Genomic DNA, 11,470 nt, shown 5'->3' with positions numbered 1-11,470 from the left:
TATTGGTTCGGTCCGCGACCTTGTCAACCTTTGAAATCCTGGCCAAAGGCTTGCGGCTGGACGTGCCCAGCCTGCTGGCGCGCTTCGGCATTCCGCTGCAGGCGCTGCACGATCCGGACATGCTGGTACCGTACCAGGGCTTCATCAATCTGCTCGAATATTCAGCCTCGCTCGGGCGCTGCCCCGACCTGGGCTTGCGGCTGGCGCAGGCGCGCGGCATCAGCATGCTTGGCCCCATCGCCGTGCTGATGCGTCATGCGGCCACGGTGGGCGAGGCGCTGGCGCTGGCCTCGCGCTACCTGTTCGTCCACAGTCCCGCATTGAAACTGGAGACGCAGATCGTGCCCGGCCATCCCGATCTGGTCGACGTGGTGTTCGACCTGCGCCATGCGAAGCTGACCGCGCGCCCTCAGGTGATCAGCCTGGCGCTGGGCATCGTCTGCCAGGGCTTGAGCGTAATGTCGGCCACGCGCATCGCGCCGCAACTGGTCATGCTGCCGCACGCGCCCGTCGCGGACGAGGACGCTTATCGGCAAGCCTACAACTGCCCGGTGCAATTTCTGGCGCCAGTGGCGGCCGTGCGGCTGCGCGTGAGCGACTTGAAGGTGGTGGTGTCGGGTAACGACCCGCATATGAAGGAATTGGCGCTGGACTATCTGGAGCAGCAAGGCGGCAAGCCGCACACCTTGTTCTCGGACCGCGTGCGCCGGCTGGTGCGGCATTTTCTCAGCGCAGGCCATGCGCGGCATACCGACATCGCCAGCGCGCTGTCGCTCCACCCGCGCACCTTGCAGCGGCGGCTGGCGGCGGAAGGCGCCACCTTTGAACGACTGGTGGACGAGGTGCGCAAGGAGCAATTCCTGGAACTGATCGACCTACCCACAGGCCCGGCGATGACGCAGATCGCCCACATCCTCGGCTACGCGGAAGTGTCGGTACTCACGCGCAGTTGCAAGCGCTGGTTTGGCGCCACGCCGCGGGCCATGCGGCAGCGGGCGCGGCTGGACGGACAACAGCAAGGGCCGCGCCAGGCGTCCGGCTAGACGCCATCGCACAGCCACTGTGCTTCAGCGTACTTCCAACAACTCGACGTCGAAGATCAGGGTGGCGTTCGGCGGAATCGGGCCTGCGCCGCTGGCGCCGTAGCCCATGCTGGCTGGCACGATCAGCGTGCGCTTGCCGCCCACCTTCATGCCCTGGACGCCTTCATCCCAGCCCTGGATGACCTGGCCGGCGCCGAGCTGGAAGTTGAATGGAGCGCGGCCGATGGAGGAATCGAACTGGGCACCGTGCTTCTGCGGCGCATTCGGTTCGTACAGCCAGCCAGTGTAGTTGACCACGGCCATCGTGCCGGCGACGGCTTCCTTGCCAGTGCCGACCACGGTATCGATCTTTTGTAATGGCACGGCGGCAGCATCGGCCGAAGCGGGCGGCGTGGCACGGTTGCAGCCGGCCAAGGCGAAGGAAAGGGTCAAACCGATCACGCAGGAGGAAAGCAGTCGTTTCATGGTATCCGTATGGAAGGCAAAAGAAGCATCATACCGGCTGCCTGCTTGCAGCGCAGATAAAAAAACAGCCCCATCGCTGGGGCTGTTTTTCTGCTACTGGCGGAGAGGGTGGGATTCGAACCCACGGTAGGGGGAAACCCTACGCCTGATTTCGAGTCAGGTACATTCGACCACTCTGCCACCTCTCCGGTGTTCTTTTCGAGCGCTCGGCCAACGTATTGGCACAAGGGTGGTCTTAACAAACGACGACCTATTTGGCGGAAAGGGTGGGATTCGAACCCACGGTAGGGGGACACCCTACGCCTGATTTCGAGTCAGGTACATTCGACCACTCTGCCACCTTTCCGGGTCTGACTACTGTCGCTTGCTGCTGCGAAGGCAAAATTATAGCAGAGCAAAACCGAATTGGAAGGGCAAACACAAAAAATATGTTCTCCCCGCCCAACAATAACGCTTAGTCCGCCTTCAAATGCGTCAGGCCGCCCATGTATGGACGCAGCACGGCCGGGATCTCGACGCTGCCATCCGCCTGCTGGTAGTTCTCCAGCACGGCCACCAGCGTGCGGCCCACGGCCAGGCCGGAACCGTTCAGCGTGTGCAGCAGTTCCGGCTTGCCCTGCGCATTGCGGAAGCGGGCCTGCATGCGACGCGCCTGGAACGCTTCGCAGTTCGACAGCGAAGAAATCTCACGGTAGGTGTTCTGCGCCGGCAGCCACACTTCCAGGTCGAAGGTCTTGGTGGCGCCAAAGCCCATGTCGCCCGTGCACAGCGCCATCACGCGATACGGCAGGCCCAAACGTTGCAAAATGGTTTCCGCGTGGCCCACCATCTCGTCCAGCACCTGGTACGAGGTGTCGGGATGCACCACCTGCACCATTTCGACCTTGTCGAACTGGTGCTGGCGGATCATGCCGCGGGTGTCACGGCCGTAGCTGCCCGCTTCCGAGCGGAAGCATGGCGTATGGGCCGTCATCTTCAGCGGCAACGCGTCGGCGGCGAGGATCTCGTCGCGCACGATGTTGGTCAGCGACACTTCCGACGTCGGGATCAGGTAGAAGTTCTCGCCCTCGCCTTCGGCGCCGCCTTTTTTCACGGAGAACAGGTCCGCTTCAAACTTGGGCAGCTGGCCCGTGCCGCGCAGCGAATCGGCGTTGACCATGTACGGCGTGTAGCACTCGGTGTAGCCGTGCTCGTCGGTGTGGGTGTTCAACATGAACTGGGCCAGCGCGCGGTGCAGGCGGGCGATGCCGCCCTTCATCACCGAGAAGCGCGAGCCGGTCAGCTTGGTGGCCACGTCGAAGTCCAGGCCCAGCGGGGCGCCCACGTCGACGTGATCCTTGACTTCAAAATCGAAGCTGCGCGGCGTGCCGACGCGGCGCACTTCCACGTTGGCCGTCTCGTCGGTGCCCACGGGCACGGATTCGTGCGGCAGGTTGGGGATCGCCTGCATGAACTCGCTCAGCTTGGCCTGCAGCGCCGACAGCGCCGTCTCGTTGGCCTTGAGCTCGTCGCCCAGGCCGCCCACTTCGGCCATCACGGCCGACGTATCTTCCCCTTTGCCCTTCATCATGCCGATCTGCTTGGACAGCGAGTTGCGCTTGCCTTGCAGTTCTTCGGTACGGGTCTGGATCGCCTTGCGCTCCGCTTCGAGCGCGTTGAAACCAGCCACGTCGAGCTGGAATTTACGAGTCGCCAGGCGCTCGGCGACGGTGGCGATGTCTTTACGAAGAAGTTGGATATCTATCATGGAGGAAACGTGCCGTTTATATACGAAAGCGCAATTGTACCAAGAGGATGACGTTTATCCGCCAGTTTTACGCGCCCCGCGCACGCGCGGCCGCCCCGGCAACCACAGCATCCGTTTCGCCCAGCCATGTGACGACCGCGGCATTAAATGCTTCGGGCTCGCGCACCATGGGCCAATGGTCGGCCTTAAAGTCCAGCACCCGGCACGATGGCTGGGTGGCCAGCGCCTCCGCCCACGGCCGCGAATGGAACATGAACGCCTTCCTGCTGCCGTAAATGAACAGCATCGGGCAGGCTGGCACGAAGCGCTGGCGGTCGCGGTAGGAACCGTGCGCGCCAGTCCAGGTGATGTAGTACGGGAAATTCATGGACGAGGTGATGAAGCGCTGATCGGCCGGCACCTTCATCAGCCGCACCATGAAGTGCGTCATCCAGTTGCCCGGGCCGCCGCCCACCTTCCACGCCACGGCCAGCCACAGCTGATACCACAGCACCATCAACTTGGCGCCCAGCGACAGCGATTGCATGTAAGCCTTGGACTCCACGTCGCCAATATCGACGCCCACAATGCGCGACACCAGTTCCGGATGGCGCATGTAAAACTGGTAGCCGAACACGCAGCCCCAGTCGTGCAGCATCAGCGTCACCTTGCGGCCAGGGCTGACCTGGGTGACGATGCGCTCGAAGATGGCCAGCATCTCGTTGAGGCCATAGGCGCGGCGCGGCTTGCTGCAATCGAAGCCGGGCAAGGTGAAGCGCACGCAGCGGTAACGAGGCGCCAGCGCCGCCACCTGGGCATCCCATAGCCGATACGTATCAGGCCAGCCATGGAGCATGACAATCGTCTCGTCGCCCTCCCCTTCGATCAGGACGTCGATGCCATCTACCTGTACTTGTTGTTGCATGCCTGCTCCTTGGTTGAATACTGCACGAATGACAATATTGAACCAAGCCGCGCACAGGATCAATGACCTCATAGATCATGTTTGCATGACCTGGCAGGTCATGGCTGCCGCGCGGCGTGAGCGTTAGAATGGGCTGATGGACACCCTCACCCCGCCATCCACCCCGCCCGCCCACGCCGGCATCCTGCTGCGCGAATGGCGCGCCGCGCGCCGCCTGAGCCAGCTCGACCTGGCGCTGGACGCCGGCCTGTCCACCCGCCACCTGAGCTGCGTGGAGACGGGCAAGGCCCAGCCCAGCCGCGAAGTGCTGACCCGCCTGGCCGACACGCTGCAGATGCCGCTGCGCGCCCGCAACGCGCTGCTGGTGGCCGCCGGCTTCGCGCCGCGCTATCCGGAAACGGCGCTGGTCAAGCCGGAACTGGCCCAGATGCGGCGCGCGATCGAGTTCATCCTCGGCCAGCAGGAACCGTATCCGGCCATGCTGCTCAACCGCCACTGGGACGTGCTGATGGCCAACCGCGCCTCGGCCCGCGTCAACCGCCACGTGATGGGCGGCCAGCGTCCCGCCCACCGCAACCTGCTGCGCCAGATCTTCGACCCGGCCGACCTGCGCCGCGCCATCGTCAACTGGGAGGAAGTGGCGGGCAACCTGATTCACCACCTGCACAGCGTGGTGGCCGGCGCGCCCACGGACCACGTGGCGCGCGGACTGCTCGACGAAGTGCTGGCCTACCCCGGTGTGCCCACGCGCTGGCGCGTGCGCGAACTGGACGCGGCGGCGGTACCGCTGCAAAACACCATCCTGCGGCACGGTGGCGGCGAGCTGCGCTTCTTCTCCACCATCACCACCTTCGGCACCCCGCGCGACGTCACGCTGGACGAAGTGCACATTGAATGCTGCTTCCCCGTCGACGAAGCGACGGCCGCCCTATGCCGCGACCTCGCCAACAATGCGTCGGAGAAAAATCGGGGACGTACCCCGATTTAGCCATCGTGCAACACGCCTTTCCCGATGGGGAAATCGGAGTCCGTCCCCGATTTTGCGTGGCGGCTAGTTACGCTGGGCAGCACGCCATGCGCTGGGTGGCCGGCCGAACCTGGCGATGAACCAACGCGTGAATGACGCCTGCCGCGTATAGCCCAGCAGCGCGGCAATGCGGCCGATCGGAAAACGTGGATTGCCCAGGTAGCGGATGGCCAGTTCATGGCGCACGTCCGACAGCAGGTCGATGAATTCGGTCCCATGCTCGCGCAGATGGCGCTGCAAACTGCGCCCGCTTAGCCGCAGCTTGCCGGCCACCCCATCCACCGTCGCCTCGTTCAACGGCAGCAGCAGGTAGATGGCGCGCCGCACTTCGAACACGATCGACTCATGGTCAGCCGCATTGAGCGGCGCGGCCAGGCTTTCCGCATAGCGCACCAGGGCCGGATCGGCGGCCGGGTTGGGCGCATCGAGGTCCGCCGCCACGCACACGATGCCGCTGAACTCGCGCCCGAAGTTGACGCCGCAGCCAAAATAGCGCCGGTGGAAACTGGCATCGGCCGGCCCCGCATGCGTGAAATTGACACTCTTGGGCCGCCAGCCCTCTCCCAGCAGCACGCGGCAAATACGCGACAGCACGCCCACGGCCAGCTCCGTCGCCTGCCGCGTCTGCACGCCGGCGCCGGCGATGATTTCCTCGCGGATCAGCACCGTGTCGTCCACGGTCTCGATGTGGATGGCCAGCGCGTCGTTGAGCAGGTGGTGGTAGCGCTCGGCCGTCAGCAACGATTCGCGCAAGGTGCGCGCGTGCGACATCAGCAGGCCGATAGGTCCCACGTCGCGCCGCTGCCGCAGCGCCGCCATCTCCAGCCCGAACGTGGCGCAGCCGGATCGCTCGGCCGACAGTTCCAGCAAACGGCACACAGCCTCCAGCGGCACGCGCTGGCCCTGGTCGCCCACCTGCGCCGCCGTGATGCCCACTTCGGCCAGCAGCGCCAGCGTGTTGAGCTTGTGGCGGCTGGCCACTTCCAGGTAGCCGGTCAGCGTACTGGCCCGAATCATGGTTCCCATCGCCCCACTCCCCCGCATCCATGCGCGAAATCAATTCTGGATGCCAGTATAGCCGTGTTGGCGCAAAATGAGAAAACATTGGCGCACAAAGAGAAACTTTGAGTGGCCGTCTCCCTATACTTTCCCTCAACCGCAGCACACTTTTGCGGCGATTCACCAAGACGACAACACGACGGAGACATGATGAAGATCGAACAAATGACCTGCGCCATCGGCGCCGAGTTGCTGGACGTGAACCTGGGCGACGCGGTCCGCGACGACGGCCTGTTCAACGCCATTTACGACGCCCTGCTCAAGCACAAGGTGCTGTTCCTGCGCGACCAGACGCTGGACAAGCTGTCGCGCCACGACCACATGGCGTTCGCCCAGCGCCTGGGCCAGCTGGAAACCCACCCGATGGCGCCCAGCCACCCGGAAGCGCCAGGCCTGGTGCAGATCTACAAGAACCCGGACAGCCCGATGGATCGCTACGAAAACAGCTGGCACTGCGACGGCACCTGGCGCGAGACGCCGGCCCTGGGCTGCGTGCTGCGCTGCATCGAGTCGCCCGCCGTCGGCGGCGACACCATGTGGGCCAACATGGTGCTGGCCTACGACAAGCTGCCGCACCACGTCAAACAGGAAATCGAAGGCCTGATCGCCAACCACAGCTTCAACGGCTCATTCGCCGCCGCCATGCCGATCGAACAGCGCCTGAAGATGAAGGCCCAGTACCCGGACGCGGAACACCCGGTGGTACGCACCCACCCGGAAACGGGCGAGAAGATCCTGTTCGTGAACGCCTTCGCCACCCACTTCGTGAACTTCCACAACAAGCAGCACGTGCGCTACGGCCAGGACTACAACAAGGGCGGCAGCGACCTGCTGCAATACCTGATCAGCCAGGCCTACGTGCCCGAGTACCAGGTGCGCTGGCGCTGGAAGCCCTACAGCATGGCCATCTGGGACAACCGCAGCACCCAGCACTACGCCGTCATGGACTACCCGCCCTGCCATCGCAAGATGGAGCGCGCCGCCATCATCGGCGACAGACCTTTCTAAGCCTGGGCCATCCCAGAAAACACCACGCAAACGCTGACAACACCAAGGAGCAAAAAAATGAATTTCCTCGATGGCTCGCTGTTCCCCGAAAACCAGCAAAAACTCGTCATCACTGCCGCCCCGTATGGCCCGGAATGGCAACCGTCCGACTTCCCTGAAGACATCCCCGTCACGCTGGAACAGCAGATCCAGAAAGCCGTGGACTGCTATAACGCCGGCGCCACCGTGCTGCACGTGCATGGCCGCGAAGACGACGGCAGCGGCTCCAAGCGCCTGGAACGCACCAACGAACTGGTGGCCGGCATCCGCGCCCGCTGCCCGGACATGATCCTGCAAGTGGGCGGCTCGATCTCGTTCGCGCCGACCGAAGAAGGCCAAACGGCCAAGTGGCTGTCGGACGACACCCGCCACGGCCTGGCCATGATCGAACCGAAGCCGGACCAGGTCACGATCGCCATCAACAGCAACCAAATGAACGTGGTCGAGCAGATGTGCGCGGCCGACGTGCAAGGCACTTCGCTGGCCGTGGGCACGCCCGGCTACTTCGCCTACCGCGAGATGACGATTCCGGCCGGCCCGGAATGGGTGGAAGAACACATCCGCCGCCTGTCGGCACGCGGCATCCAGACCCACTTCCAGTTGGCCAATATCGCCCAGCTGGAAACGGTGGAGCGCATGATGCGGCGCGGCGTGTGCAACGTGCCGCTGATCCTGACCTGGGTGGCCATTGGTGGCGGGTTCGAGGCGCCCAACCTCTACAACCTGGCCAACTTCGTGCGCGCCTGCCCGGACGGCTCCGTGCTGACGCTGGAAAGCTCCATGCTCAACACCCTGCCGCTGAACATGATGGCCATCGCCATGGGCTTGCACGTGCGCTGCGGTATCGAGGACAACCTGTGGACCCAGGACCGTTCGCGCAAGATGTCGACCGTGGAGCAGATCGAACAGCTGGTGCGCATCTCGCGCGAATTTGGCCGCGGCGTGGCCAACGGCAAGGAGGCACGCGATATCTACAAGATCGGCACCTTCTACGAAACCGCGGACGAAACCCTGGCCAAAAACGGTTTCGCGCCGAACCGCAAGCCTGGACAGAAGGGCTTTACGCAATTCGCACGCTGATCCGGCCTGCCGCGCCCCGCTATCGTGCGCTCCCCCTCAACAGGGGCGGCACGATAGCGGCGCGTTGGACAACGCGACCAAAGCCGCCTACCATGAACTACGGTGACACACCGGTTCATGGCGGCGGCTTTTCCATTGCGGCAGGTAGATATCGCCACGGTGCCGGGTACTGCATGGCACGATGATGCACGTGGGAGGCATTATGGTTGTGGCAAACTGGTCTGGCACGTTCTTGTTCGTCATCGTCTTGCTGCTGCTTGGCACGTCCATCCGCATTTTCTGGGAGTACGAGCGGGGCATCGTCTTTACGCTGGGCCGCTTCTCGACAGTCAAAGGGCCAGGGCTGGTCTTCATCATTCCGCTGATACAACAGGTAGTGCGGGTCGATCTGCGCACCGTCGTGCTGGAAGTGCCGACCCAGGACGTCATCTCGCGCGACAACGTGTCGGTCAAGGTGAGCGCCGTGGTCTATTTCCGCATCGTCGAGCCGGACAAGGCCATCATCCAGGTCGTCAACTATCTCAACGCCACCAGCCAGCTGGCGCAAACCATGTTGCGCTCCGTGCTGGGCAAACACAGCCTGGACGATTTACTGGCCGAGCGGGAAAAGCTGAACCAGGACATACGCGACGCGCTCGAAGCGCAAACGGATTCCTGGGGCATCAAGGTGGCCAATGTGGAGATCAAGCAGGTCGACCTGACCGAGTCGATGGTGCGCGCCATCGCCAGGCAGGCCGAAGCAGAGCGCGAACGGCGCGCCAAGATCATCCATGCGGAAGGCGAATTGCAGGCGTCAGAAAAACTGTATGAAGCGGCCAAGATCCTGTCCCGACAGCCCCAGGCCATCCAGCTGCGCTACCTGGAAACCCTGACCGTGATCGGTGCGGACAAGAACACCACCATCGTGTTCCCGTTGCCGATGGAACTGGCCGGCTTCCTCAAGCGGGCGTCCGACCCGGCGGAGGGGGCGCCAGCGGAAGGCTGAGCGTCCATGTGGCAGGCCCGGCACCGGATGCCGGGTGCCGGCCAGCACGCTCCATTCCTGGCCCTATTCCTTGCCTTATTCCTTGCCTTATTCCTTGCCGGCATCCTCATCGAGCTTGCGCAGGAACGCCATCTTGTCGGCGATCTTGCTTTCCAGCCCGCGTGGCACGGGTTGATACCAGCCTGGCTCCCCTATCCCATCGGGCAGGTAGGTCTCGCCGGCCGCGTAGGCATGTGGCTCGTCGTGCGCGTAGCGGTACTCGTGGCCGTAGCCCAGTTCCTTCATCAGCTTGGTCGGCGCGTTGCGCAGGTGCACCGGCACTTCGCGCGACTTGTCTTTCTTCACAAATGCCATGGCCTGGTTGAACGCCATGTAGCCGGCATTGCTCTTGGCCGCGATGGCCAGATAAATTACTGCCTGCCCCAGCGCCAGCTCCCCTTCCGGCGAGCCATGCCGCTCGAAAGTGGCGGCCGCGTCGTTGGCCAGCTGGATGGCGCGCGGATCGGCCAGGCCGATGTCTTCCCACGCCATGCGCACGATGCGGCGCGACAGGTATTTGGCGTCCGCGCCGCCATCGAGCATGCGGCACAGCCAGTACAGGGCCGCGTCCGGGTTGGAGCCGCGCACGGATTTGTGCAGGGCCGAAATCTGGTCGTAGAAATTGTCACCGCCCTTGTCGAAGCGGCGCGCGTTCAAGGTCAGCGCGTTCTGGATGAACTCGGGCGTGACGACGTTGGTGCGGGCCGCGTTGGCGGCCGTGCTGGTCTGTTCCAGCAGGTTGAGCAGGCGGCGCGCATCGCCGTCCGCGTAGCCGACCAGGGTGTCGATGGCGGCGTCCTCGATCTGCAGGTGGGACAGCACTTTCTCGCGCGCCTTGGCCACCAGTTGCTTGAGCTCGTCCTCGTTGAGCGATTGCAGGACGTAGACCTGCGAGCGCGACAGCAACGCGGAGTTGACTTCGAACGAAGGATTTTCCGTCGTCGCACCAATCAAGGTCACGAGGCCCGATTCCGCGTAGGGCAGCAGCGCGTCCTGCTGCGACTTGTTGAAGCGGTGAATCTCATCAACGAACAGGATGGTGTGCTTGCCCATCGCCAGATGCTGTTCGGCCTGCTCCATGGCGGCGCGGATATCCTTCACGCCCGAGAACACGGCCGACAAGGCGATGAACTGGCAGTCGAAGGCGTTGGCCGTCAACCGCGCCAGCGTGGTCTTGCCCACGCCGGGCGGGCCCCACAGGATCATCGAATGGGGCTGGCCCGATTCGAACGCCAGGCGCAGCGGCTTGCCCGGCCCCAGCAGATGGCTTTGGCCGATCACTTCGTCCAGGGTCTTGGGCCGCAGCGCTTCCGCCAGCGGCTGGCGCGGTTCGTTGGAGAAAAGGTCTGCCATACTCGTTTGCCGTATCAAAGGAAAAAGCGCCGCTGGCGTTCGCCGCGGCGCATGTCGTCGTGCCGTCCAGCCTTAATTATTGAAGACGTCCGCGCCCTTGGGCATGACGAACTTAAAGCTCGTCGCATTTAAAGCGGGATTACGCTCGATCTTCTTGAATGCCAGCACGGACAACTGGCCGAACGTGTCCTTCAGCTCCATCGCTTCGGGCAAGCCGTTGCGCAGGCCGATGGTGATTTCCTCGAAACTGGTGTCCTTGGCCTTGGGCACGGCCTTCAGCCATTCCACGCCATCCTTGGCGCCCGCTTCGGACAGGGTGAAATTCTTTTCCAGGTCATTGCTGCCGAACAGGATGGCGGCCGGCGAGGAACCGAGCGCGTTGCCCAGCTTCTTGACGGTGACCTGGTTCAAGTCCTTGTCGTAGATGTAGAGCTGGTCGCCATCGGCCTGCAACACTTGCTCGTACGGTTTCACGTACGTCCAGATGAATTTGCCGGGACGGGCGAACACGAAGGTGCCGGTGGACGACGTGGAAGTCTTGGTGCCGCCACTTTCCAGTTTCTTGACCTGGTGCTGGGTGAATTCGCCCTTGGCCGACTTGGTCGTGGCCACGAAGCTCTTGAACTGTTCCAGCGCGCTGGCATGGGCCGCGCCCGCCAGCAGCAGGCCGCAGGCCAGTGCGGCCACGGTTTTGACCATGGCTTTGCTATGTTTCATACTG

11 protein-coding genes and 2 tRNA genes are annotated in these 11,470 nt (G+C 63.6%); 5 read left to right on the top strand and 8 right to left on the bottom strand.

What is annotated here, in order from left to right:
• The first annotated feature begins 20 nt into the window (after window positions 1-20).
• Entirely contained in the window at window positions 21-1,043 is a 1,023-nt protein-coding gene (locus H3H36_RS06600; RefSeq protein WP_182215484.1) for an AraC family transcriptional regulator, read from the top strand.
• A 24-nt stretch (window positions 1,044-1,067) separates the two neighbouring features.
• Here the strand turns inward: H3H36_RS06600 and H3H36_RS06595 are convergent, their stop codons facing one another.
• The 5 genes from H3H36_RS06595 to H3H36_RS06575 form a co-directional block, all read right to left on the bottom strand.
• Window positions 1,068-1,508 (bottom strand): FKBP-type peptidyl-prolyl cis-trans isomerase, encoded by a 441-nt coding sequence (locus tag H3H36_RS06595; RefSeq protein ID WP_182215482.1) that lies wholly within the window; start codon window positions 1,506-1,508, stop codon window positions 1,068-1,070.
• Window positions 1,509-1,605: 97 nt separating this feature from the next.
• Window positions 1,606-1,696, bottom strand: a tRNA-Ser gene (locus tag H3H36_RS06590).
• A gap of 67 nt (window positions 1,697-1,763) precedes the next feature.
• A tRNA-Ser gene (locus H3H36_RS06585) sits at window positions 1,764-1,854 on the bottom strand.
• Between the two features lie 108 nt (window positions 1,855-1,962).
• Window positions 1,963-3,255 carry a serine--tRNA ligase gene (gene serS, locus H3H36_RS06580; protein WP_182215479.1) on the bottom strand — a complete coding sequence of 431 codons (1,293 nt, stop codon included), beginning with the start codon at window positions 3,253-3,255 and terminating at the stop codon, window positions 1,963-1,965.
• Between the two features lie 67 nt (window positions 3,256-3,322).
• Window positions 3,323-4,159 (bottom strand): alpha/beta fold hydrolase, encoded by an 837-nt coding sequence (locus tag H3H36_RS06575; RefSeq protein WP_182215477.1) that lies wholly within the window; start codon window positions 4,157-4,159, stop codon window positions 3,323-3,325.
• A gap of 136 nt (window positions 4,160-4,295) precedes the next feature.
• On the opposite strand from H3H36_RS06575, the gene H3H36_RS06570 reads away from it, so the two are divergent.
• A complete protein-coding gene (locus tag H3H36_RS06570) occupies window positions 4,296-5,147 on the top strand; it encodes a helix-turn-helix domain-containing protein (protein WP_182215474.1) in 852 nt (283 codons plus the stop codon).
• Window positions 5,148-5,210: 63 nt separating this feature from the next.
• Here H3H36_RS06570 and H3H36_RS06565 read toward each other — a convergent pair whose 3' ends face one another.
• Complete coding sequence (locus H3H36_RS06565) at window positions 5,211-6,212, bottom strand: AraC family transcriptional regulator (protein ID WP_182215471.1); 1,002 nt, start codon at window positions 6,210-6,212, stop codon at window positions 5,211-5,213.
• Window positions 6,213-6,395: 183 nt separating this feature from the next.
• On the opposite strand from H3H36_RS06565, the gene H3H36_RS06560 reads away from it, so the two are divergent.
• From H3H36_RS06560 to H3H36_RS06550, 3 genes are all read left to right on the top strand, one after another.
• Window positions 6,396-7,253, top strand: a complete 858-nt coding sequence (locus H3H36_RS06560) for a TauD/TfdA dioxygenase family protein (RefSeq protein WP_182215850.1) — start codon at window positions 6,396-6,398, stop codon at window positions 7,251-7,253.
• Between the two features lie 57 nt (window positions 7,254-7,310).
• Window positions 7,311-8,372, top strand: coding sequence for a beta-keto acid cleavage family enzyme (locus H3H36_RS06555; RefSeq protein ID WP_182215469.1), 1,062 nt, complete (start codon window positions 7,311-7,313; stop codon window positions 8,370-8,372).
• Window positions 8,373-8,574: 202 nt separating this feature from the next.
• Window positions 8,575-9,357 carry a slipin family protein gene (locus tag H3H36_RS06550; RefSeq protein ID WP_182215467.1) on the top strand — a complete coding sequence of 261 codons (783 nt, stop codon included), beginning with the start codon at window positions 8,575-8,577 and terminating at the stop codon, window positions 9,355-9,357.
• An 87-nt stretch (window positions 9,358-9,444) separates the two neighbouring features.
• On the opposite strand, the gene H3H36_RS06545 is transcribed toward H3H36_RS06550, so the two are convergent.
• Window positions 9,445-10,749, bottom strand: coding sequence for a replication-associated recombination protein A (locus tag H3H36_RS06545; RefSeq protein ID WP_182215464.1), 1,305 nt, complete (start codon window positions 10,747-10,749; stop codon window positions 9,445-9,447).
• 72 nt (window positions 10,750-10,821) lie between these two features.
• A complete protein-coding gene (lolA, locus tag H3H36_RS06540; RefSeq protein WP_182215462.1) occupies window positions 10,822-11,466 on the bottom strand; it encodes an outer membrane lipoprotein chaperone LolA in 645 nt (214 codons plus the stop codon).
• Window positions 11,467-11,470: the final 4 nt, after the last annotated feature.

The sequence above is a fragment of the Rugamonas fusca genome (genome assembly GCF_014042365.1).
Classification (GTDB): domain Bacteria; phylum Pseudomonadota; class Gammaproteobacteria; order Burkholderiales; family Burkholderiaceae_D; genus Rugamonas; species Rugamonas fusca.
The sequence above is the reverse complement of the archived record's forward strand: the minus strand, read 5'-3'. Positions and strand labels throughout refer to the sequence as shown.

Excerpts from the sequence above, each read along its gene's own strand:
- H3H36_RS06595 (WP_182215482.1), bottom strand. The coding sequence starts at position 1,508 with ATGAAACGACTGCTTTCCTCCTGCGTGATCGGTTTGACCCTTTCCTTC.
- serS (WP_182215479.1), bottom strand. The coding sequence starts at position 3,255 with ATGATAGATATCCAACTTCTTCGTAAAGACATCGCCACCGTCGCCGAG.
- H3H36_RS06575 (WP_182215477.1), bottom strand. The coding sequence starts at position 4,159 with ATGCAACAACAAGTACAGGTAGATGGCATCGACGTCCTGATCGAAGGG.
- H3H36_RS06570 (WP_182215474.1), top strand. The coding sequence starts at position 4,296 with ATGGACACCCTCACCCCGCCATCCACCCCGCCCGCCCACGCCGGCATC.
- H3H36_RS06565 (WP_182215471.1), bottom strand. The coding sequence starts at position 6,212 with ATGGGAACCATGATTCGGGCCAGTACGCTGACCGGCTACCTGGAAGTG.
- H3H36_RS06560 (WP_182215850.1), top strand. The coding sequence starts at position 6,396 with ATGAAGATCGAACAAATGACCTGCGCCATCGGCGCCGAGTTGCTGGAC.
- H3H36_RS06555 (WP_182215469.1), top strand. The coding sequence starts at position 7,311 with ATGAATTTCCTCGATGGCTCGCTGTTCCCCGAAAACCAGCAAAAACTC.
- H3H36_RS06550 (WP_182215467.1), top strand. The coding sequence starts at position 8,575 with ATGGTTGTGGCAAACTGGTCTGGCACGTTCTTGTTCGTCATCGTCTTG.
- H3H36_RS06545 (WP_182215464.1), bottom strand. The coding sequence starts at position 10,749 with ATGGCAGACCTTTTCTCCAACGAACCGCGCCAGCCGCTGGCGGAAGCG.
- lolA (WP_182215462.1), bottom strand. The coding sequence starts at position 11,466 with ATGAAACATAGCAAAGCCATGGTCAAAACCGTGGCCGCACTGGCCTGC.